Genomic DNA, 21,767 nt, shown 5'->3' with positions numbered 1-21,767 from the left:
GCGTTGACTTTTGGCACGCTGTTGAGTTCTCAAGGAACGGTCGCTTCCTTTGTACTCACCCTCTCGGGCTTTCCTCCGGGCTTCCCTTCGGTGTTTCCAACCTTACCAGATCCGTTTTCCGTTCCGTTTCCGGTCGGAATTCATTTCCGGTGGCCGTTGGAAGGCCTTTGCCTATTCGGTCGCCTTCCGGCTCTCTTTCGGCGTTTCCAACTTTATCAGAAGTTCTTGGCCGGTCTGACCGGCCACTCATTTTCTGACTAAATCGGAAGTGGCTTCGATGTTCGGAGTGAAGTCTCCGTTATGAAGCAGATCGATTCTAACGATCAGCCCTGAACCTGTCTAGTTTTAGGCAACTGTTTGAATCTACCTCCCCACCGGACCTGTGTCAACAGGTCTTCCGGGGCGAAGAGGAGACTAGCAGCTCACGAGGGGTCTCCGCACATCAGGCGGCCGTCGGAACGAAGGCGCTGCGTTCGGTCTCCTCAAGGTCGCCCGTCTCGCCGGCGCGGGCGGCACGGCCGCCGAGGACGAAGACGTAGGCGAGGAAGGCCAGCTCAGCGATGACTCCGATGCCGATGCGAGCCCAGGTGGGCAGGCCCGACGGGGTGACGAAGCCTTCGATGGCGCCGGAGACGAACAGGACCAGGGCCAGTCCGATCGCCATCCCCACGGCGGCGCGGCCCTCTTCCGCCAGGGCGGTACGGCGACTGCGCGGGCCTGGGTCTATGAGGGTCCACCCAAGACGGAGCCCGGTTCCCGCGGCGACGAAGACCGCGGTGAGTTCGAGCAGCCCGTGCGGGAGGACCAGTCCCAGGAAAGCGTCGAGGCGGCCGGCCGAGGACATCAGGCCGAAGCCGACGCCCAGGTTGAGCATGTTCTCGAAGAGGATGTAGAGGACCGGGAGACCGAGAAAGACCCCCAGGACCAGACACATCGCGGCGGCTTCGGCGTTGTTCGTCCACACCTGGGCCGCGAACGAGGCCGCGGGATGGCTCGAGTAGTAGGTCTCGTACTCACCACCAGGACGGGTCAGCTCGCGGAGCTGGCTGGGGGCGGCGATCGTCGACTGCACGTCCGGGTGGGTGCCGATCCACCAGCCCAGAAGGATCGCGAGCGCGGTGGATATGAGCGCGGTGGGGACCCACCAGTGACGGCAGCGGTAGACGGCGGCGGGAAATCCCTGCCCCAGGAAGCGGGCGACATCGCGCCAGGAGGCACGGCGGGTCCCCGTCACAGCACTACGCGCGCGTGCCACGAGTTGGCTGAGGCGTCCGACGAGCTGTGGGTCGGGTGCGCTGGACTGGATCAGGGAGAGGTGTGTGGCGGTGCGCTGGTAGAGAGCGACGAGTTCGTCGGCTTCGGCTCCGTTGAGTCGCCGCTGGCGGCGCAGGAGCGCGTCGAGGCGGTCCCACTCGGCCCGGTGTGCGGAGACGAAGACGTCGAGGTCCATCGGGTCTGCCTGCTCCTCGGCTGGTCGTCGACTGCCTGTCGTAGCTGTCAGCTTGTCGTACTGCGGCGCGATGCGCTCTCAGCTTGGCAGACTTGCTCTGTACGGGGCAGACCAGGGGAAGGCGGCAAGCGTGAGTGAGCTGGTGACAGGTGAGGCGGTGGCGCTCGAACTGCGTCCCGCGAGGCTGCCCAGCAGGGCGCTGGCCATACTGCTGGATCTGGTCGTGGCCATGGTCGTGTACATCGGCGTGTCCATAGGCCTGGTGGCGGCGACGGCCTCCCTGGACGAGGCCGCGCAGGTCGCACTGTCGCTCGCGGCCTTTATGTTGCTTCTGGTGGGCGGGCCGATCGCGGTGGAGACGCTGAGCCACGGGCGCTCGCTGGGGAAGATGGCGTGCGGACTGCGTGTGGTGCGCGATGACGGCGGGCCCATCCGGTTCCGGCATGCGTTGGTGCGTGGTGCGCTCGGCGTGATCGAGATTCTGATGACGTTCGGGGTCGTCGCCTGTATCGCCTCGCTGGTCTCGGCGCGCGGCCGGCGGCTGGGGGATGTGTTCGCAGGGACCCTGGTCGTACGTGAGCGGGTGCCCGTCGGGCAGACCCGGTTCATTCCGCCGCCTCCGCCCTGGCTGGCGGGACGTTTCGCCGAGCTGGATCTGTCGGCCGTTCCGGACGGGCTGTGGCTTGCCGTCCGGCAGTACCTGACGCGGATGCAGCAGCTCGATCCGCAGGTCTCCTGGGCGATGGCCGAGCAGCTCGCGGCCGACCTCTCGGCCCGGACGGGGACTCCGGCGCCGCAGGGCATTCCACCGGCGGCGTATCTGGCGGCGGTGGCGCAGGAGCGGCAGGCGCGGGAGGCCCGGCGGACCTTCGTCGGCCGTGCTCCCTCGGAGTCCGGTGCGCCGGACGCGTACGGCCCGCGGACGCCGGGTGCTCCCTATGGATACGGCATCCCTCCGGCGCCGGGCACGCCCCTCGGCTACGCCCCTCCGGTGCCGAGTGTGCCGAACAGCTACGCCCCTCCGGCGCCGGGCACGCCCCTCGGCTACGCCCCTCCGGAGCCGAGTGCGCCGAACAGCTACGCCCCTCCGGCGCCTCAGGGGCCCGCGCCTCTGTCGGCTCCGTACCCGCCCGGGCCGACGGCGCCGGGCGGTACGTATCCCCCGCCCCCGCCGGTGGAACAGCCCCCGGCTCCCGCACCCGCCGCTTCCCCGGTGGCCGAACGGCCCTCCACCGGGTTCGTACCGCCGGCCTAGGCCCGAACCCGGAGCCCGCTCAGTCGGGGAAGACGGACGGCGGCGACCGCAGGTCCTCCAGCTCGATTCCGGGTGCGGCCAGGACCACGTCGCCGGCGATGTGCACGGCGTGCTGCTCTCCCGTGTCCAGGGCTGTGACCTGGTATTCGTCCACGGTCAGAGGGCCATTGTCAGTGGCGTGTGCTTCGCTTTTCACCAAGGCCCAGGACTGGTCCACGGTGCGCGGGGCGAGGACCGGGTCCGTGAAGGCCACGAGGCGTACGCGGGTCGCGGCGGCGGAAGGGGTGAGGCGCAGGAGACGAGCGGTGGCGACCAGAAAGGCGGGGGACGTGCCGGCGAAGGCGTGGGCTCGCACATGGCCTTCGGTGGCATGAGTGCCGGTGGGGTCCGTGCGGACCCAGGTGACGCCGTCGAGGGCGGCGCCTCGTACCCGCCAGCTCCCGGCATGCAGTTCGAGGCGGATGGGGCGGCCGAGGTCGTCGAGGGCGAGATCGACCGAGCCACCGTGGTCACCGGAGGGGGTGGTCACCTGGGAGACGTAACGCCAGCCGGAGGGGCCGGGGGCGCACTGGAAGTGTTCTTCACCGAGGGTGGTGTGATCGTGCGGATCGTGGAGCGAATAACGGCCGCGGGGCATGGGGGTCCTGGGTCTTAGCGGGCTGCCGGTCCGGTGCTCGGTCCTGCGGTACGGCCGCGGGGGCGGGGGCCGACGTACCAAAGAGGCAAGCCCCCGACACGGGGGTGCGGGGGCCTGCCTCGATGGACCGGAGCGTCTGCCTCCGGGGAGCGCGTCCGTGCACTGGCGCGTTCCCCGGAGGGCGGGCCGCGGAGTCAGCCGAGACACCTCAGTGGCGGTACCTCAACAGCGGTACCTCAGTAGCGGTAGTGGTCCGACTTGTACGGGCCCTCGACCTTCACGCCGATGTACGAGGCCTGCTCGGGGCGCAGCGTCGTGAGCTTCACGCCGAGCGCGTCCAGGTGCAGGCGGGCGACCTTCTCGTCGAGGTGCTTGGGCAGCGTGTAGACGCCGACCGGGTATTCGTCGGGCTTGGTGAACAGCTCGATCTGGGCCAGGGTCTGGTCCGCGAAGGAGTTGGACATCACGAACGACGGGTGACCGGTGGCATTGCCCAGGTTCAGCAGGCGGCCTTCGGAGAGGACGATGATCACCTTGCCGTCGGGGAACTTCCAGGTGTGGACCTGCGGCTTGACCTCGTCCTTCACGATGCCGGGGATCTTGGCGAGGCCGGCCATGTCGATCTCGTTGTCGAAGTGGCCGATGTTGCCGACGATGGCCTGGTGCTTCATCTTGGCCATGTCCGAGGCCATGATGATGTCCTTGTTGCCGGTCGTGGTGACGAAGATGTCGGCCTTGTCGATGACCTCGTCGAGGGTCGTGACCTGGTAGCCGTCCATCGCCGCCTGGAGGGCGCAGATCGGGTCGATCTCGGTGACGATCACCCGGGCGCCCTGCCCGCGCAGGGACTCCGCGCAGCCCTTGCCCACGTCGCCGTAGCCGCAGACGACCGCGGTCTTGCCGCCGATCAGGACGTCAGTGGCGCGGTTGATGCCGTCGATGAGGGAGTGGCGGCAGCCGTACTTGTTGTCGAACTTCGACTTGGTGACGGCGTCGTTGACGTTGATCGCCGGGAACAGGAGCTCGCCGTCGCGCTGCATCTCGTACAGGCGGTGGACGCCGGTCGTGGTCTCCTCGGTCACGCCGCGGATCTCGGACGCCAGCTGGGTCCACTTCTGCGAGCCGTCCGTGATGGTGCGGTGCAGGAGTTCGAGGATGACGCGGTGTTCGTCGGACTCGGCGGTGTCGACGGACGGCACCTTGCCGTCCTTCTCGTACTCGACGCCCTTGTGGACGAGGAGGGTGGCGTCACCACCGTCGTCCAGGATCATGTTCGGGCCGCCGGTGGGGGTGTTCGGCCAGGTCAGCGCCTGCTCCGTGCACCACCAGTACTCCTCCAGCGTCTCGCCCTTCCAGGCGAAGACGGGGACGCCCTGCGGGTTGTCCGGCGTGCCGTTCGGGCCGACGGCGATGGCGGCGGCCGCGTGGTCCTGGGTGGAGAAGATGTTGCAGGACGCCCAGCGGACCTCGGCGCCGAGGGCGACCAGGGTCTCGATCAGGACGGCGGTCTGCACGGTCATGTGCAGGGAGCCGGTGACGCGGGCGCCGGCCAGCGGCTGCGCGTCGGCGTACTCCTTGCGGATCGCCATCAGGCCGGGCATCTCGTGCTCGGCGAGGGTGATCTCCTTGCGGCCGAACTCGGCCAGGGAGAGGTCGGCGACCTTGAAGTCCTGTCGGTTGTCGACAGTCGTCATACGAGCTGCTCCTCGGTATCGGGGTCGAGGGTGGGTACGGCTGGTCTGCGCGGCGGCGGACACAGGGGTGCCCGAGAAGGGACACAGGCATGCCCGCGTACGCGCAGCGCAGTCCGTCGGAGGCCCTCTCTCCCTCGGCCGGCCCGCAGGGGCCGCCCGACCGCCATCAGCAGCGACGTCTGGCTCCGTCCCAAGCTACACCGGCGGGGCGGGGCGTCCCCAGTCCACCTCCGATCAGTTCACGCCGTTCGAGGGGGCGAGCACGGTCGGCGGGGTGGGATGTGAAGAGGTGATGAGGGTCTCCGCGAGGGGGTGCCCAGGAGCGACCAGAAGGGGATCAACCAGGACTTTCGCTCCTTTGAGTCGGGGTGGGGGGGGTTGCAGGATGCAGGGTGATCGGGAGTTCCGATCGAGCGCGCGGAGCGTCCGGGACGGCGTTTCGTGTGACGAAGGCGTGAGGAGATCGACGTGACCAGTCCGGCCGGCCCTCCCCCCACCGGCAGCCACGGTGACGAGCCGAAGACGTTGAAGCTGCTGGCGGTGACCGCGTGCCCGACGGGCGTCGCGCACGCCTACATGGCCGCTGAGAAGCTGGGCGTGCTCAGCGAGGCCGGCTGACCGGATGACAGCGGGCCCGCTTCCCCGGCGGGCGCGGGAGGCGGGCCCATGTTCGGCGTGCGCCGGCCGGAGTCAGGACCGGGGCCGGGGCCATTGACGAGCCGGGCCTGACTCGGGCTCGGCGGCGAAGGGCCCCGACGGCTATGGGCCCGCTCCCCTGTCTCAGGAGGCGGGCCCGTCACTGTGTCGGTCCGGGGAGGTCAGTGGCCGGCGGGGTGGGGCGTCGGGCCGCCCGGGGTGGCTTCGGGGTCGGGACCCTTGGCGGCCTCGGCCTCGCTGTAGATGTCGGGTTCGAGGTAGATCACGCGGGCGATGGGGACCGCGGTGCGGATGCGGGCCTCGGCGGCGTTGATGGCCTTGGCGACCTCGGCGGCCGTGTCGTCGTGCTGGACGGCGATCTTGGCCGCGACCAGCAGCTCCTCGGGGCCGAGGTGGAGCGTGCGCATGTGGATGATGCCGGTGACCGTGTCGCCGTCGACGATCGCGGCCTCGATCTTCTTGACCTCTTCGACGCCCGCGGCCTCACCGAGGAGGAGGGACTTGGTCTCGGCGGCGAGGACGAGGGCGATGAGGACGAGCAGGACACCGATGCAGACCGTGCCGATGCCGTCCCAGACGCCGTCGCCGGTGAGCAGGGCGAGGCCGACGCCGCCGAGGGCGAGGACCAGGCCGATGAGGGCGCCGAAGTCCTCAAGCAGGACTACCGGCAGCTCGGGTGCCTTGGCGCGGCGGATGAACTGCGACCAGGACAGCTTGCCCCGCAGCTCGTTGGACTCCTTGATGGCCGTACGGAAGGAGAAGCCCTCGGCGATGACCGCGAAGACCAGGACGCCCACCGGCCAGTACCAGTGTTCGACCTCGTGGGGGTGGCTGATCTTCTCGTAGCCCTCGTAGATGGCGAACATGCCGCCGACCGAGAAGAGGACGATGGAGACGAGGAAGGCGTAGATGTACCGCTCGCGGCCGTAGCCGAAGGGGTGTTGCGGGGTCGCCTCGCGCTGGGCCTTCTTGCCGCCGATGAGCAGCAGGAACTGGTTGCCGGAGTCGGCGACCGAGTGCACGCCCTCGGCGAGCATCGACGAGGAGCCGCTGAACGCGAACGCCACGAACTTCGCTGCCGCGATCGCGAGGTTGGCGCCGAGTGCCGCCACGATCGCCCTGGTGCCGCCTGACGCGCTCATGTGTCCGCGATGTCCCTTCTCGCCGTCGTCCGTCTACGCCGTCCAGGCGTGCGCTCGTCTTTGCCCGTACTTTGCCGGATGGGTCATTCTTGCAGCCCCGCCCGGGAGTGACTCGTCAGGTATCCACAATCCCGGTACGACAATCAGACCCATCCGGATCCACGGGTCCCTCAGACGATCACCGTGGCACGGAAGACCGTGCCCGCGCCCGAGACCTCCGCCTTTTCGCCCGCGGGGACGAACACCGACTGGCCCGGGGTCAGGTCGTCCTCGCCCGCCCGGACCGTGCCGGACGTGCAGAGCAGGATCTGCGGGGTGGGCAGAGTCAGGTCGTGGGCCGTGGTGCCCTCGGGCAGGACGTACCGGGAGAGCCGGAACTCGTCGATCGGCGTCTCGTAGACCTCCTCGCCGTCCGGGGCGGCCTCGGGGCGCAGTACGCCCGCGTCGCCTGCCTCGAAACGGACGACGCGCAGGAGTTCGGGGACGTCGACGTGCTTGGGGGTCAGGCCGCAGCGCAGCACGTTGTCGGAGTTGGCCATGATCTCGACGCCGAGGCCGCTGAGGTAGGCGTGCGGGATGCCGGCGCCGAGGAAGAGGGCCTCGCCGGGCTGGAGACGGACGTGGTTGAGGAGCATCGCGGCGATCACGCCGGGGTCGCCCGGGTAGTGGTGGGCGAGGGCGGCGTAGGGCGCGTGGTCGCCGCCGAGGCGGGTGCAGGCGGCGGCGGTCCCGGCGACCGTGTGGGCCATCTCCGCGCGGTCGGCGGTGAGGATGGCGGTGAGGACCTCGCGCAGGGCCGCTTCCTCGGGGTGGGCGCGCAGCAGGTCGACGTACGGCTTGAGGGAGTCGACGCCGAGCGCTTCGAGGAGTTCGGCGGCCTGGTCGGGGGCGCGGAAGCCGCACAGGCCGTCGAACTCGGTGAGCGCGCAGATCAGTTCGGGCTTGTGGTTGGCGTCCTTGTAGTTGCGGTCCGGGGCGTCCACCGGGATCCCGCGCCGCTCCTCGTCCTGGTAACCCTCCCTGGCCTGCTCCAGGTTGGGGTGCACCTGGAGGGAGAGCGGGGCGCCGGCGGCGAGGATCTTGAGCAGGAAGGGCAGCCGCGGGCCGAACTTGGCCACGGCCGCCTCGCCCAGCTCGGCCTTCGGGTTCGCGTCGATGACCTCGACCAGCGTGCCGCGCGCGGTGCGCGAGGGGGCACCCGGGTGCGCGCCCATCCACATCTCCGCCTGAGGCTCGCCGCTCGGCTCGACCCCGAGCAGCTTCGGGAGGGCGGTCGGGGAACCCCAGGCGTAGGGGCGGATGGTGTTGTCGAGGCGGTCCATGACTTCTCTCTGCCGGTTCTCTCTGCGTACGGGGCGATCGGCGAACAGGGTCACGGGGAACGCGGGCCCGTCGTACACCGGTGCACGACGGCCGTGTTCACCGTGTGTTCCCCCACCGGTTCGCCTCCGGTACGGCCCTCAGGTCGTCCTTCGTACGGCGGGCCCGGTGTCGGTGTCCACCTCAGGCCCCGGAAGCGAGCGCCAGGTAAACGGCGGCGAAATCCGTGACGGCGATCAGTTCCGCGAGGGTCTCCAGGTCGTCGCCCTCCTCGGGCTCCAGCTCGCTGACCGGGGTGTCGTGGCCGAGGGCGAGCTCGCGGGCGGCGGGCGCGGCGGTGAGGCCGCCGAGGGGGCGGTCGCGCAGCAGCACCACGTGCGCGTGCAGCGCGGGCGCCTCCTCCACGCGGTCGCGGAAGAAGTCGTCGGGGTCGGCGCTGGCGGCGAGCGGGCCGGCGAGCAGGGCGTGGTGGGCCGCCAGGGCCTCGGGGAGTTCGGCGACCAGGGCGGGACGGCCGGCCAGTTCGGCGAGGGCGGCGGCGAAGCGGCGGCCGGCGGGCCCGGCCGAGACGCCCTCCGTCCAGACCACCGGGAGCGCGTCGGCGAGATCCGAGGCGAGGGTCTTGGCGGGGTTGCTGTAGGTCACGATGGCCGGGCCGCAGCGCTCGGCGATGCGGTCGAGGCGGTCGGCTACCTTCTCCAGGTCCTCCGGCGGGGCGGTGACCAGGCCGATGCGGTCGAGGAGCACCAGCAGCGGGGTGAGCAGCGCCCACAGGACGCCCGGGGAGGAACCGGCGAGCGGCTCGCCCTGGTCGTACGGAGCCGTCGCCATCGGTACGAACAGGCCGTGGGCGCCGGCCACCGCCTCGGCGAGCGGGGTCTGGGCGGGTGCCACGGCGGCGACGGAGCAGCCGCGCCGGTAGGCCTGGTCGGCGAGGAGGGAGAGGCTGGGTTCGGTGCCGTCCGGGGTGGCGATCAGCAGCAGGTCGACGGAGCCGGCCCAGCCGGGCAGCTCCCAGCGCAGGGCGCCGGCGGCCGGGGCGACCCCGGAGGGGGCCAGCCGGATGACGGGGCTGCCGGGGCCGGCCAGCGAGCCGAGGAGGTCGGCGGCGTGGGTGGCGGCCACGCCGGGGCCCGCGATCAGGACGGCGCGCGGGCGGCCGTCCGGCTTCAGCTCCTGGACACCTGCCTCGATGGCGTGCCGGGCCGCGGTACGGACGCGGGCGCCGGCCTCGGCCGCGCCGCGCAGCAGACCTCGGCGGTCGGCCTCGGCGAGGCCCTCCGGGGTGTCGAGCAGCGATTCGTCGAGCATGGGAGCGGCCTCCGGTTGCCGGGGTCCTGGTGCGGTGCTGTGCGGTTTGTGGTCGCGGTGGTGCTGCTTACGCGGGGCGGCGGGCCTCGTCGACGAGGAGGACCGGGATGCCGTCGCGGACGGGGTACGCCAGGCCGCAGTCCTGGCCGGTGCAGATCAGCTCGGCGTCCTGCTCCTTGAGAGGGGCGTGGCAGGCCGGGCAGGCGAGGATCTCCAGAAGGCCGGCTTCGAGCGGCATGGGGTTTCCCTTCGGGGACGCGGGGCTTCGGTGAGTGGATGTGCGCGTGCGGTCAGATTACCGCCGCCGGACTGGGCGGGGCCGACCTCAGCCCCGGATGATCGCCAGGACCTCGTCCCGTACCTTCGTCATCGTCGCCTCGTCCCTGGCCTCCGCGTTCAGGCGCAGCAGCGGTTCCGTGTTGGACGGGCGGACGTTGAACCACCAGGCGGCGGAGGTGACGGTGAGCCCGTCCAGGTCGTCCAGGGTGGTGTCGTCGCGGTCCCCGTACGCCGCGCGGATGTCCGCGAGGCGGGCCTGCTGGTCGGCGACCGTGGAGTTGATCTCGCCGGAGCCGACATAGCGGTCGTACTGGGCGACGAGGGAGGACAGCGGGCCGGTCTGGCCGCCGAGGGCGGCGAGGACGTGCAGGGCGGCCAGCATGCCCGTGTCCGCGTTCCAGAAGTCCTTGAAGTAGTAGTGGGCCGAGTGCTCGCCGCCGAAGATCGCGCCGGCCCTCGCCATCTCGGCCTTGATGAAGGAGTGGCCGACGCGGGTGCGGACCGGGGTGCCGCCGTTCTCCCGGACCACCTCCGGGACGGTCCAGGACGTGATCAGGTTGTGGATGATCGTGCCCTTGCCGCCGTTCCGGGCCAGTTCGCGGGCTGCGACCAGGGCGGTGATCGCCGACGGGGAGACCGGCTCGCCGCGCTCGTCCACGACGAAGCAGCGGTCGGCGTCGCCGTCGAAGGCCAGGCCGAGGTCGGCCGACTCCTCGCGGACGCGCTGCTGGAGGTCCACGATGTTGGCGGGGTCGAGCGGGTTGGCCTCGTGGTTCGGGAAGGTGCCGTCCAGCTCGAAGTACATCGGGACCAGGGTCAGGGGCAGGCCCTCGAAGACGGTCGGGACCGTGTGGCCGCCCATGCCGTTGCCCGCGTCGACCACGACCTTCAGGGGGCGGATGGAGGTCAGGTCGACGAGCGAGCGCAGATGGGCCGCGTAGTCCGACAACGTCTCGCGCGAGGTGATGGTTCCGGGCGTGGCGGCCGGCTCCGGGGCGCCCTCCTCCGACCAGCGCTCCGCCAGCTCCCGGATCTCCGTCAGACCCGTGTCCTGGCCCACCGGAGCGGCTCCAGCGCGGCACATCTTGATGCCGTTGTACTGCGCCGGGTTGTGCGAGGCCGTGAACATCGCGCCGGGCAGGCCGAGTGCGCCCGAGGCGTAGTACAGCTGGTCGGTCGAGCAGAGGCCGATCTCGGTCACGTCGACGCCGCGGGCCGCCGCGCCGCGCGCGAAGGCGCGGGACAGGCCGGGCGAGGAGGGCCGCATGTCGTGGCCGACGACGATCGCGGCGGCGCCGGTCACCTGTACGAACGCGGCGCCGAACAGCTCGGCGAGCGCCTCGTCCCACTGGTCCGGCACCACCCCGCGCACGTCGTACGCCTTGACGAGCTGCGACAGATCAGCAACCACGGGCCAACCCTCCTGAAGTCCTATCGGTCGCCCCAAACTACCTGCCCCGGGTGACGCACGGACGCGGGATCCGCCGGCGGATCCCGCGGCGGACTCCCGGCGAACACCCGGCGGACTCCCGACCGTGATCTGCGGCGATCTACGCGGGACGGCCACCGTGGCGATGCCGGCGATCAGCACGAACGTGCCGCCGGGAGCGGCTCAGTTGTCCGGTGACCGCAGTACCCGCAGATGGCCGCGCCGGGCGACCTCCATCGGGTCCGCGCCGCGTCCGCCGCCCGCCTCGGCCGCCCGCTCCTGGGGACGGGCCGCCTCGCGCACCGCGTTGGCGAGCGCTTCCAGGTCGTCCCCGCTGGGACGGGCCGGGGCGGAGCCGTCGATGAGCCGGACGACCTCCCAGCCGCGCGGGGCGGTGAGGCGCTCGGAGTGCTCGGCGCACAGGTCGTAGCAGTGGGGTTCGGCGTAGGTGGCGAGCGGGCCGAGGACCGCGGTCGAGTCGGCGTAGACGTACGTCAGCGTCGCGACGGCGGGTCGGCCGCAGGCGGTTCGCGAACAGCGACGTACAGGGCTCACGACGTTGGACGGTACCGCACTCTTGAGCGGGCCGCGACGACTCTCCCCCAGGTCACTCCACCGTGTCGTGTTGTGAAACGCCCCACACACCCCTCCGGACACGCCCCGCTGACCTGCGTGGACGACGTCGTCCAGGATCCCGGACACTATCGCATCCGGTCGCGAGTCGGTACAAACACCGTCAATCGCCTTGAGCTCGCAGGTCTTGTGGAGATACGGAAACGAGCCCAACCTTGGCTGGAATGGTCATCCGCCGACATGTCGTCCCGGGCGGTCTCGAGGCGTGGGGCGGCGCGCCCGGAGCCCGCGAGGACTACGCTTCACCAGTGATGGACAACCGTGTACCGCCCCGTGCCGCCGGCCCCGGGCCCCGCCGACGCGACCGCCACGGTCGGGGCATGCGCGGGCCGATCGCGCCACCTCAGGTGCCGCTGGCCGCAAGCCGCGCCGACGTGTTCGCGGACCTCGTGCAGGACTCCGTGGAGCGCTTGGAGCGGCGCTGGCCCCAGCTGGCCGACATCGATTTCCTGGTCCTCGAAGTGCCCCGGCTCCAGGACCGGCACGACGAGAGCTGGAGCGACGAGGCGGTGCCGCTGGGCGGGATCATTCCCGCGCGCGAGGGACGCCGGGCACGCGTGGTCGTGTACCGGCGGCCGGTCGAGATCCGCACCAAGGGACGCGACGAACGGGCCGCGCTGGTGCACGAGGTCGTCGTGGAACAGGTCGCCGAACTGCTCGGCCTCACCCCGGAGACGGTGGACCCCCGCTACGGCGAGGAGTGAACGGGGGTCCTTAGCTACCGGCTACCGGCTACCGGCGCGGCCGCCTACTTCTGCAGCACCGACACGTCCTGGTCCGCCTCCGGTACGGCCACCGTGCCGCGGTCGTCGGGGAGGGTCTGGATCGTGAAGCCCGGGACGCCCTCCTCGGTCGCCGCCAGGGTGCGGGCGCCGTAGACCGGCCCACCGGAAACCGGCTCCACGGTCAGCGCGTAGGTGCCCTTCAGGCCGGACGGGACCGGGGCGTCGACGTCCTGGGTGGTGCCGGACTTGATCGTGAACGTCTTGGACACCGCCGTACCGCCGCCGCTGCCCGCCGACGCCGTGACCTTGACCTGGGCGGTGCCGGTGGGCGCGGTCAGGGAGAGGGTGGTGCCCTTGCCGCTGTTGTCGGCGGACGTCGCGCGGGTGCCGACCGGCGCGGTCGCCGGGATGTACGCGGTCTCCTGCTTGCCGCTCTTGCCGCGGGTGACGCGCAGCGCGGCCACCACCGGGACGGACTGGTCGGTGGGCGTGAGGACCAGCGAACCCGCCTCGCCGCGGGTGACGTCGCCGAGGTCGGCCGCGGTGGTCATGCCCGCCTTCACGTGCAGCGTCTCGTTGCCGGCCGGGGTGATCAGGCCGTCCGGGGAGGCGAGGCGCACCTTGAGGTCGGCGTCGGAGTCGCCGTCGGTGAAGGCGATCAGCCGGACGTCCGTGGCGTCCTTGGGGATGCCCGGCAGCACCAGGCTGCCCGAGGGGTCGGCGGAGGCGGCCAGCCAGTCGCCGCCGGTCTTGTCGTCCAGGGCCTGCACACTCGCGCCGACCCGCCCGCTGCGCACGTTCACATGAACAGTCAGGTCGGTCTGCTTCTCGTCGCTGAGCGTGGACAGCAGGACCGGCTCACTGGCGTGCGGCGCGACGGTGAGGCCCTCCCCCACCGAGGACTTGAGCTGACCGTCCTTGCCGTACAGCTCGATGTCGACCACGGCGGCGCTGTCGTCGGGGTTGGTGAGGTGCACGTAGTCGGTGCGGCCGGAGGCGGTGCTGGCCCCGGGGAACCAGAAGTCGGTGTCGGCGGAGGTGCAGTTGACCCCCTGGAGGCCGCGTCCGGTGCCCGCGGCGACCTCGGTGGTCTCCTGGACGGTCCAGCCGGGGGCGTACCTGCCCTCGGCGGTGCCGACGTAGGCGGGCCCGTCGGAGCCGGAGACGTCCCCGGTGGCCGGGGTGCCGGGCGCCTTCGGGGTGAGGACGGGCTTGGACGCCTTCTTCTTCTTGCCGCTCGTCCCGTCCCCGGACTGCTCGGTGGCCGCCTGGAGTTCGGCCTTGCCGTCGCTCGCGGTCCCCTTGGTGACGGGCGTGAACGAGGTGTACGAGGTGTCGGCGATGTCGGACAGGCTCGGTGCCGGGCACAGCAGGGTGGTGCGCTCCACGGGCAGCTGGGCGGCCACCTCGGCGGTGTGCGCGGGTGCGGCGGCCGGCGGGTTGAGCGCGGCGAACCCGGTGACCGCCGCGAGGGCGGCCGTACCGGCGAGCAGGGACAGGGTGGTGCGGTTCACTGCTGGCTCCCGTCATGGTGCTCGCCGCCGGGGCCGTGCTGGTGCTGGGCGGCCGGGTCATAGGCGGGGTCGTAGCCCTGCTGGTACGTCGGGTCGTACGCCGGCTGCCCCTGCTGTTCGCCGTAGGGGTACGGGTCGTACTGGCCGGTCTGGTACGGGTCGTACGTCTGCTGGTCGTAGCCGCCCGTCTGGTACTGGCCGGTGTCCTGGTACTGGTCGGCGTAGCCGGTGTGGTAGCCGTCGGCCGCCGGGTAGGACGCCGGGTCCCATTCGTCGTAGGACGGCTGCTGCGGTACCGCGACCTGGGGTTGCTCCTCCCCGGCGGCCGGGAACTCGGCGCCGTTCTCCGCGGTCGCCGCCTCCTCGGACTCCGCCTGGGCGCGCAGCCGGCGGGCACGGCGGCCCTCGCCCTCGACGGGCTGGGCGGGGATCGGCTGCTCCTCGGGGAGGTCGTCGTCGACGTCTCGGCGGCGGCCGGGCAGGGCGAGGACGACCAGGACGACGGCGAGCGCGCCCTGGACCCACAGCCAGACGGTGTGGGTGAAGGGGGTGTCGTAGGTGACGTCCAGCTTTCCGCCGGCGGCGGGGAGTTCGAAGCCCTGGGCCCAGCCGTCGACCGTGGTGCGGGTCAGCGGCTTGCCGTCCAGGGTGGCCGTCCAGCCCGGTGCGACCGAGTCGGCCAGGCGCAGGACGCGGCCGTCGGCGCCGGCCGGGATGGTGGTGTGGATGTCGACGGGTCCGGCGGCGACGGAGTCGGGGGTGCCCGAGCCGTTCGCGGCGACGATGGTGGCGCGGGAGACCTGCTGGTCGACACGCCACAGGGCGCTGCCGTTCTGCTGGCTGAGCCGGGACAGGCCAGGCGTGGCGTCCAGCACGCGTGTGATGTCACGCGGGGTGCCCTTGTGGACGAGGACGTAGCGCACCGCGAACCCGCCGAGCTGGTCGGCCTGGTCGGCGCCGGAGCCTGCGACCAGGTTGGCGACGACCTTGTCGAGCTTGGCGTTCTCGCCGTCGGCGGCGGTCACTTCGGCGTCGCCCATACGGGCGCCGGAGCCGCGCACCAGCATGTAGTCCACGCGCGCGGTGCTGTCGCTGTCGAGGACGAGGGTGCGGACCTGGTCGGTGGTGGAGCTGTCCTCGGCGACGAACGCGGGCACCTGGGTGGCGTCGCGCCGCTCGACCGGGCCGTCGGCGCCCGCGATCATCCAGCCGGCGGCCAGGAGCAGCGGGCCCGCGGCCGAGGCGAAGGCGATCAGCGCGGCCACCGGCTGGCGCCAGCCGAAGCTCTGCTCGGCGACACGGGAGCGTGCCCCGTCGGCGCCGAGCGCGGCGGCTGACACGATCGCGATGCCGTAGACGAGGGTCGCCGGGCCCGCCCAGGCCGACTTGTTGGACAGGACCGCGAAGACCAGGCCGACCAGGGCGACCGCCCAGGCGGCGCGGACCGCCGACTGGCGCTCGGAGCGCAGCAGGGCGGCCAGCGCGGCCAGGACGATGCCGATGAGCATCAGCCCGTCGACCGTGCCCGGGCCGCCCGGGCTGGCGCCGAGCAGGTCGAGGGCGGAGGCGGCCGAGGAGCCGTACTCCAGTCCGGCCTCCTTGAAGAAGCCGAACGGCAGCAGGGTCAGCGACCAGGGGGCGAGGACCAGCAGCGGGGTGCCGAGTTGGGTCAGCAGCCGCAGGCCGGAGGCGACCAGGTCGGAGCGGCGGACGGCGAGCACGACGACGCCGAGGACCAGGGCGATCGGCCAGACGATCGGCGTGAACGCGGTGGTGACGGTCAGCAGCAGCGCGTACGCCCAGGTGGCACGCCAGCTGCCGCGCCCGCCCGAGGCGTTGGTGAGACCGCTGGCGGCGATGCCCGCGCGGGCGATCAGCGGCAGCAGGACGGCGAGCACGGCGGTGCCGATGCGGCCGCCCGCGAGCGCGCCGGTGGCGGCGGGCAGGAAGGCGTAGGCGATGGCCGCCCAGGCGCGCAGCAGGCGCGAGGTGACCAGCGGCCGGGAGGCGAAGTAGGCGGTGAACCCGGCCAGCGGCACCGAGGCGACCAGCAGCACGGTCACCGCGAGCCCGGTCGAGCCGAACAGCAGGGAGGCCAGCGAGGCGACGATCGCGAGATACGGCGGGGCGGCCGGGGTGCCGCCGGCGCCGACCGCGTGCCAGGCGTCCAGGTAGCGGGACCACAGCTCGCCCGCGGTGCCCGGGGCGGGCAGCAGGGCGCCGCCCGCGAGCGCGCCGCTGCCGAGCAGTGCGCGGCAGGCGACCAGCGAGAACAGCAGCAGCACCAGGAAGAGCACCGGGCCCGGTTTGCGGGCGATGCGCTTGAGGCGGGCGAACTGCTCGATCTCCAGGAAGTCGGCGTCGTCGCCGCCGGGCCCGGACTCGACCGCGCCGCCGTGCCGGCCGGCCGCGGAGAGGTCCTCGTCGGCGCCGAAGAAGTTGCCCGCGGCCTGCTCGACGGTGGCCCGCACGGTCGCGCCGGGCGGCGGGAAGAGCGGGCGCAGCTCGCCCTTGTCGAGCTGGGAGCGGCCGCGCCTGCGCCGTCCGGCGATGATCCGTTCGGGCCGCAGCAGGGTGCCCAGCAGGCCTCGGATCTCGTCGAGGGCCTGTCCGGGGACCTTGCCGACGAGATTGGCGACCGTGCGCAGCACGGTGCCGAGGACCAGCCGCAGCAGGATCCAGGGCAGTGCGGCCGTACGGGTGTTGACGAGCAGGGTGTAGACGGCGCCGGCCTTGTCGACCTTGTGCGGGGAGGCGGCGGTACGGCCCGCGCAGTCGACGGCGCGGCGCTCGCGGGAGGCGGCCTCGGCGTGCCGTACGACGGCCTCGGGAGCGATCAGGACGCGGTGGCCGGCGTTGTGCGCGCGCCAGCACAGGTCGACGTCGTCGCGCATCAGGGGGAGCCGGCGGTCGAAGCCGCCGAGTTCCTCGAAGACGTCGCGGCGGATCAGCATGCCGGCGGTGGAGACGGAGAGCACGGGCCGGATGTGGTCGTGCTGTCCCTGGTCCTGCTCACGGCGGTCCAGGCCGGTCCAGCGGCGGCCGGAGTTGGCGATGGTGACGCCGACTTCCAGCAGTTGCCGGCGGTCGTACCAGCCGCGCAGCTTGGGGCCGACGACCGCGACGTCGTCGCGGCCCAGCTCCATCTCGTTGTCGACGACCCGGAGCAGCTGGGCCAGGGCGCCGGGTTCCGGGGCGCAGTCGTCGTGCAGCAGCCACAGCCACTGGACGGGTTCGCCGTAGGGCAGCTCGGGCATGTCGTAGGCGTCGTCGCGCCACTGGCGGGTGACCGGGTCCCAGCCGCTGGGCCGCTTCAGGTACGGCAGGTCGTCGGGGGTGAGGACGGGCGCGGTGCGGGTCGCCTCCTCGACGGCCTGGCCGAAGCCGGTGCGGCGGGCCAGGTGCAGGACGTTGGCGTCGCCGAGGGACTCGGTGAGCAGCCGGGCGGAGTCGTCAGCGCTGCCGGTGTCGGCCGCCACCGCGTACTGGGCGGGGCGCTCCTGGCCGAGCAGCCCGGCGAGCGCGTCGGGCAGCCAGCGGGCGCCGTCGTGGGAGACGAGGACCGCGGTCACCACGTGACGCGGGAACTCGGGTGGGCGGGTCGGGTCGGACACCGCTGGGCGGGTCGCTGGGGCACCCGTTGGCTGGGCTGCCTGGTGGCTGTGGACGGACATCGAGGTACGGGCCCCGGTTCGATGGACTGCGGTGGACTCCTGCGCCCGCTGGCGGCGGCGAGGCGTCTCGGACGAGCGCCCACACTATCGGCTGGGCATGTCGACGGCCCGCCCCCTGTGGACAACCCACGGGTGACGGGCCGTTCGCGCAGCTCAGTCGTGTGCGTCGGGTGCACGCCCGGTCCGGACCGCGGCCCTCTTCCCAGACGGCGGCTCCTCAGACGGCGGCCTTCTTCAACCGGCGGCGTTCCCGCTCGGACAGTCCACCCCAGATACCGAACCGCTCGTCGTTGGCGAGGGCGTACTCGAGGCACTCGGAGCGCACCTCGCAGGCGAGGCAGACCTTCTTCGCCTCTCTGGTGGAGCCGCCCTTCTCGGGGAAGAAGGACTCGGGGTCGGTCTGGGCGCACAGCGCGCGCTCCTGCCAGCCGAGTTCCTCGTCTGCGTCGTCGACCAGCAGTTGCTGCACCAGCTCGGTCATGTGCGCCCCTCGTCTGTCTTTCACGTCCCCGTGCGTGGCCGTTACCGATTTCGGCTGAACGACACGAGTGAAATTACAAGTGTGCTGCTCCGGGCGAGTCAAGCCGAGATCTGCTATTGAGCCCGTTATTCACTCTGCGGAACCAAGGCCATGCGGAAAGTGTTCAAATCGCCATAAACCTTGACATGCAGACGAGGCTCACGAGGACCCCCGACCCCATACAGAGCTTGTACGGAGGAGGACGCCCAGTTGTTCGATCGCGTTCCGCGGTGGCGCGCGCGCCCGGTTGTGCGCCATGTGTCCCGGGTGCTCGCTGAACAAACCTTTCGGCAGAGAGATGAACCGGATGAGGTGAAACACGTCCCACGCACCGGGCGCCGAGTTGACACTGCGGGTGTGAACCGATGTCCTAGTGGGCATGCTCGCGAACTTGGCATTCACCTCGACCCGCACCGCCGGGTCCCACGGTGCTGCCCGCGCTCGCTGTAGCTGTTGCTGTTCCAGCTGTTGAGCCGTAGCCGTATCCCACGCTCCAGCTGCGGACCGAGTCCCCAGGACTTGGTTTTCGCCTTTCGTTCCCCGCTGACCTTCTTCACTGAGGAACCACCGCACCCCATGAACAGCGACAACGACCTGCAGATCGCCGGCGACATCCTCGAGGTCCCCCACCTGCTGCAGCCCCCGCGCGAGCACCCCGTCACCGTGGCCGAGTTCGCGGGCCTGGCCCGCTCGATCGCCGCCGACCGCGCGCAGTGGGAGCACCTCGTGCGGTACGACGCCACCACGCGCTGGTACCACCGGCTGCGGACCGGCCCCGGCTACGAGGTGTGGCTGCTGTCCTGGGTGCCCGGTCAGGGCAGCGGGTCGCACGACCACGGTCGCTCCTCCGGTGTGCTGACCGTGCTGGAGGGCACGCTCACCGAACACACCGGGCGCGGCTCGCGCGCGCTGTCCGCCGGCGCACAACGGGTCTTCGCGCCGGGGTACGTGCACGAGGTGGTGAACGACGCGCTGGAGCCGGCGGTGAGCCTGCACGTCTACTACCCGGGCCTCACCGAGATGCCGATGCACACCGCGCAGAGCTGCGAGGCGCGACCCGTAACTGCGTGACGCGTTGTCGGACCCGCCTGCGAGACTTGGCGCATGCGCATTGTGGTTCTGGCAGGCGGTATCGGCGGTGCCCGGTTCCTGCGCGGTCTGAAGCAGGCCGTGCCGGATGCCGACGTGACCGTCATCGGCAACACCGGGGACGACATCCACCTCTTCGGGCTGAAGGTCTGCCCGGACCTCGACACGGTGATGTACACCCTCGGCGGCGGCATCAACGAGGAACAGGGCTGGGGGCGGGCCGACGAGACCTTCCACCTCAAGGAGGAGCTCGCGGCCTACGGCATAGGGCCCGACTGGTTCGGGCTGGGCGACCGGGACTTCGCGACGCACATCGTGCGCACCCAGATGCTGGGCGCCGGCTATCCGCTGAGCGCGGTGACCGAGGCGCTGTGCGACCGCTGGAAGCCGGGCGTGCGGCTCATCCCGATGACCGACGACCGGGTCGAGACCCATGTGGCCGTCGAGGTCGACGGCGAGCGCAAGGCGGTGCACTTCCAGGAGTACTGGGTGCGGCTGCGGGCGGGCGTGCCCGCCGAGGCGATCGTCCCTGTCGGCGCCGAGCAGTCGAAGCCCGCACCCGGCGTCCTGGAGGCCCTCGCCGAAGCGGACGTGATCCTCTTCCCGCCGTCCAACCCGGTGGTCTCCGTCGGCACGATCCTCGCGGTGCCCGGCATCCGGGAGGCGATCGCCGACGCCGGGGTGCCGGTGGTGGGCCTCTCCCCCATCGTCGGGGGCGCGCCCGTGCGCGGGATGGCCGACAAGGTGCTCGCGGCGGTGGGCGTGGAGTCGACGGCGGCGGCGGTCGCCGAGCACTACGGCTCGGGGCTGCTGGACGGCTGGCTCGTCGACACCGTGGACGCGGGCAGCGTGGCGCGTGTCGAGGAGGCCGGCATCCGCTGCCGCGCCATACCGCTGATGATGACCGACCTGGAGGCGGCCGCGCAGATGGCGCGGGAAGCGCTGGCACTCGCCGAGGAGGTGCGCGGGGCATGACCGGCGCGACCCACGACACGACCGCCCTGACCGGCGCGACAGACGCGACAGACGCGACAGACGCGACCGGGGAAGCGGTGCCCGAGTACCGGGTGTGGGCCCTGGCCGGGCTCCCCGAGGTCCAGCAGGGCGACGACCTGGCCAAGCTGATCGCCGCGGCCGGGCCGGGACTGGCCGACGGGGACGTGGTGATCGTCACGTCGAAGATCGTCTCCAAGGCGGAGGGGCGGCTCGTCGAGGCGGCCGACCGGGAGGCGGCGATCGACGCCGAGACCGTGCGGGTGGTGGCCCGGCGCGGGACCCTGCGGATCGTGGAGAACCGGCAGGGGCTGGTCATGGCGGCGGCGGGGGTGGACGCCTCCAACACCCCGTCCGGAACCGTGCTGTTGCTGCCCGAGGACCCCGACGCGTCCGCCCGCGCGATCCGTGCCGGGCTGCGCGACGCCCTCGGCGTCAACGTCGGGGTCGTCGTCACCGACACCTTCGGGCGCCCCTGGCGCGCGGGCCTCACGGACGTGACCATCGGCGCCGCCGGGGTGCGGGTCCTGGACGATCTGCGCGGTGGCGTGGACGCGTACGGCAATCCGCTGGTCGCGACGGTCGTCGCCACCGCCGACGAACTGGCCGCCGCCGGCGATCTGGTGAAGGGCAAGGCGGCGGGCCTGCCGGTGGCCGTGGTGCGCGGGCTCGCGCACGTCGTGGCCGAGGCGGGGGACGAGGGCGAGAGCGCGCGGGTGCTGATCCGGGACGCGGCCACCGACATGTTCCGGCTCGGCACGTCCGAGGCGGTCCGGGAAGCCGTGGCGCTACGGCGGACGGTGCGGGCGTTCGCCGACGATCCCGTCGACCCCGGTGCGGTACGGCGGGCGGTCGCCGCGGCCGTGACGGCACCGGCGCCGCACCACACGACGCCGTGGCGGTTCGTGCTGCTGGAGTCGGAGGAGTCGCGCGCCCGGTTGCTCGACGCGATGCGGGACGCGTGGATCGCCGACCTGAGGAAGGACGGCAAGTCCGAGGAGTCCATCGCCAAGCGGATACGGCGCGGCGACGTGCTCCGGAACGCTCCGTATCTGGTGGTGCCCTGTCTGGTGATGGACGGTTCGCACACGTACGGAGACCCGCGGCGGGACGCGGCCGAGCGGGAGATGTTCGTGGTCGCGGCGGGCGCGGGCGTACAGAACTTCCTGGTCGCGCTGGCCGGGGAGCAGCTGGGGTCGGCGTGGGTGTCGTCGACGATGTTCTGCCGGGACGTGGTGCGGGAGGCGCTGGCGCTTCCGGCGGGGTGGGATCCGATGGGGGCGGTGGCCGTGGGGAAGGCGGCGGAGGAGCCGAAGGAGAGGGCGCCGAGGGAGGCCGGGGACTTTATCGAGGTGCGGTGAGCCGCTTTGCGCCTTCGGTTCGGAGGGATTCCGTCCGAGGGCGGGTGCGGGTCCGTCGGGACTGGTCGCGCCCACGCGGCGGTA

At 71.8% G+C, this 21,767-nt stretch carries 18 protein-coding genes and 1 pseudogene; 7 read left to right on the top strand and 12 right to left on the bottom strand.

Annotated features, from left to right (window positions below):
- A partial coding sequence (locus AB0N16_RS31075; RefSeq protein ID WP_365802413.1) for a hypothetical protein occupies window positions 1-261 on the top strand: 261 nt, incomplete at its 5' end.
- A 181-nt stretch (window positions 262-442) separates the two neighbouring features.
- Here the strand turns inward: AB0N16_RS31075 and AB0N16_RS31070 are convergent.
- Window positions 443-1,450, bottom strand: coding sequence for a stage II sporulation protein M (locus tag AB0N16_RS31070; RefSeq protein ID WP_365802411.1), 1,008 nt, complete (start codon window positions 1,448-1,450; stop codon window positions 443-445).
- A gap of 130 nt (window positions 1,451-1,580) precedes the next feature.
- Here AB0N16_RS31070 and AB0N16_RS31065 point away from each other — a divergent pair, with 130 nt between their 5' ends.
- The gene (locus AB0N16_RS31065) at window positions 1,581-2,705 is read left to right on the top strand and encodes an RDD family protein (RefSeq protein WP_365802409.1); all 1,125 of its coding nucleotides are present in this window, start codon (window positions 1,581-1,583) and stop codon (window positions 2,703-2,705) included.
- A 19-nt stretch (window positions 2,706-2,724) separates the two neighbouring features.
- On the opposite strand, the gene AB0N16_RS31060 is transcribed toward AB0N16_RS31065, so the two are convergent.
- On the bottom strand, window positions 2,725-3,342 hold the full coding sequence (locus tag AB0N16_RS31060) for a hypothetical protein (RefSeq protein ID WP_365802407.1): 618 nt from the start codon (window positions 3,340-3,342) through the stop codon (window positions 2,725-2,727).
- 236 nt (window positions 3,343-3,578) lie between these two features.
- The gene (gene ahcY / locus AB0N16_RS31055; protein WP_365802405.1) at window positions 3,579-5,036 is read right to left on the bottom strand and encodes an adenosylhomocysteinase; all 1,458 of its coding nucleotides are present in this window, start codon (window positions 5,034-5,036) and stop codon (window positions 3,579-3,581) included.
- 468 nt (window positions 5,037-5,504) lie between these two features.
- On the opposite strand from ahcY, the pseudogene AB0N16_RS31050 reads away from it, so the two are divergent.
- Window positions 5,505-5,648, top strand: a pseudogene (locus AB0N16_RS31050) (hypothetical protein); the annotation flags it as partial.
- A 206-nt stretch (window positions 5,649-5,854) separates the two neighbouring features.
- Here AB0N16_RS31050 and AB0N16_RS31045 read toward each other — a convergent pair.
- From AB0N16_RS31045 to AB0N16_RS31020, 6 genes are all read right to left on the bottom strand, one after another.
- The gene (locus AB0N16_RS31045) at window positions 5,855-6,835 is read right to left on the bottom strand and encodes a cation diffusion facilitator family transporter (protein WP_365802403.1); all 981 of its coding nucleotides are present in this window, start codon (window positions 6,833-6,835) and stop codon (window positions 5,855-5,857) included.
- 170 nt (window positions 6,836-7,005) lie between these two features.
- The gene (gene manA / locus AB0N16_RS31040; protein WP_365802401.1) at window positions 7,006-8,157 is read right to left on the bottom strand and encodes a mannose-6-phosphate isomerase, class I; all 1,152 of its coding nucleotides are present in this window, start codon (window positions 8,155-8,157) and stop codon (window positions 7,006-7,008) included.
- Window positions 8,158-8,338: 181 nt separating this feature from the next.
- Window positions 8,339-9,466 (bottom strand): SIS domain-containing protein, encoded by a 1,128-nt coding sequence (locus tag AB0N16_RS31035; RefSeq protein WP_365802399.1) that lies wholly within the window; start codon window positions 9,464-9,466, stop codon window positions 8,339-8,341.
- A 67-nt stretch (window positions 9,467-9,533) separates the two neighbouring features.
- The gene (locus AB0N16_RS31030) at window positions 9,534-9,704 is read right to left on the bottom strand and encodes a Trm112 family protein (protein WP_020940431.1); all 171 of its coding nucleotides are present in this window, start codon (window positions 9,702-9,704) and stop codon (window positions 9,534-9,536) included.
- 87 nt (window positions 9,705-9,791) lie between these two features.
- A complete protein-coding gene (locus AB0N16_RS31025; protein ID WP_365802397.1) occupies window positions 9,792-11,156 on the bottom strand; it encodes a phosphomannomutase/phosphoglucomutase in 1,365 nt (454 codons plus the stop codon).
- A 201-nt stretch (window positions 11,157-11,357) separates the two neighbouring features.
- Window positions 11,358-11,780, bottom strand: a complete 423-nt coding sequence (locus AB0N16_RS31020) for a DUF3499 domain-containing protein (RefSeq protein WP_351706829.1) — start codon at window positions 11,778-11,780, stop codon at window positions 11,358-11,360.
- A gap of 278 nt (window positions 11,781-12,058) precedes the next feature.
- On the opposite strand from AB0N16_RS31020, the gene AB0N16_RS31015 reads away from it, so the two are divergent.
- The gene (locus tag AB0N16_RS31015; protein ID WP_351329022.1) at window positions 12,059-12,511 is read left to right on the top strand and encodes a metallopeptidase family protein; all 453 of its coding nucleotides are present in this window, start codon (window positions 12,059-12,061) and stop codon (window positions 12,509-12,511) included.
- A 44-nt stretch (window positions 12,512-12,555) separates the two neighbouring features.
- Here AB0N16_RS31015 and AB0N16_RS31010 read toward each other — a convergent pair whose 3' ends face one another.
- The 3 genes from AB0N16_RS31010 to AB0N16_RS31000 all read right to left on the bottom strand — a co-directional run bounded on the left by AB0N16_RS31010 (window position 12,556) and on the right by AB0N16_RS31000 (window position 18,201).
- The gene (locus AB0N16_RS31010; RefSeq protein WP_365802395.1) at window positions 12,556-14,046 is read right to left on the bottom strand and encodes a DUF5719 family protein; all 1,491 of its coding nucleotides are present in this window, start codon (window positions 14,044-14,046) and stop codon (window positions 12,556-12,558) included.
- Window positions 14,043-17,621, bottom strand: a complete 3,579-nt coding sequence (locus tag AB0N16_RS31005) for a glycosyltransferase (RefSeq protein WP_365802445.1) — start codon at window positions 17,619-17,621, stop codon at window positions 14,043-14,045. The genes AB0N16_RS31010 and AB0N16_RS31005 overlap by 4 nt, the downstream gene beginning before the upstream one ends.
- A 316-nt stretch (window positions 17,622-17,937) precedes the next feature.
- Window positions 17,938-18,201 carry a WhiB family transcriptional regulator gene (locus AB0N16_RS31000; RefSeq protein ID WP_003975777.1) on the bottom strand — a complete coding sequence of 88 codons (264 nt, stop codon included), beginning with the start codon at window positions 18,199-18,201 and terminating at the stop codon, window positions 17,938-17,940.
- Between the two features lie 615 nt (window positions 18,202-18,816).
- Between AB0N16_RS31000 and AB0N16_RS30995 the strand changes: the two genes are divergently transcribed.
- From AB0N16_RS30995 to AB0N16_RS30985, 3 genes are read left to right on the top strand one after another with little or no spacing between them, the layout of a single operon-like run.
- Window positions 18,817-19,311, top strand: a complete 495-nt coding sequence (locus AB0N16_RS30995) for a cysteine dioxygenase family protein (RefSeq protein ID WP_365802393.1) — start codon at window positions 18,817-18,819, stop codon at window positions 19,309-19,311.
- Between the two features lie 33 nt (window positions 19,312-19,344).
- Window positions 19,345-20,304, top strand: a complete 960-nt coding sequence (cofD, locus tag AB0N16_RS30990; protein ID WP_365802391.1) for a 2-phospho-L-lactate transferase — start codon at window positions 19,345-19,347, stop codon at window positions 20,302-20,304.
- The gene (locus tag AB0N16_RS30985) at window positions 20,301-21,683 is read left to right on the top strand and encodes a coenzyme F420-0:L-glutamate ligase (protein WP_365802389.1); all 1,383 of its coding nucleotides are present in this window, start codon (window positions 20,301-20,303) and stop codon (window positions 21,681-21,683) included. Before cofD ends, AB0N16_RS30985 begins: the two co-directional genes overlap by 4 nt.
- Window positions 21,684-21,767: the final 84 nt, after the last annotated feature.

The sequence above is a fragment of the Streptomyces sp. NPDC051105 genome (assembly GCF_040682795.1).
Taxonomy (GTDB): domain Bacteria; phylum Actinomycetota; class Actinomycetes; order Streptomycetales; family Streptomycetaceae; genus Streptomyces.
This window is presented reverse-complemented; position numbering and strand designations above follow the sequence as displayed.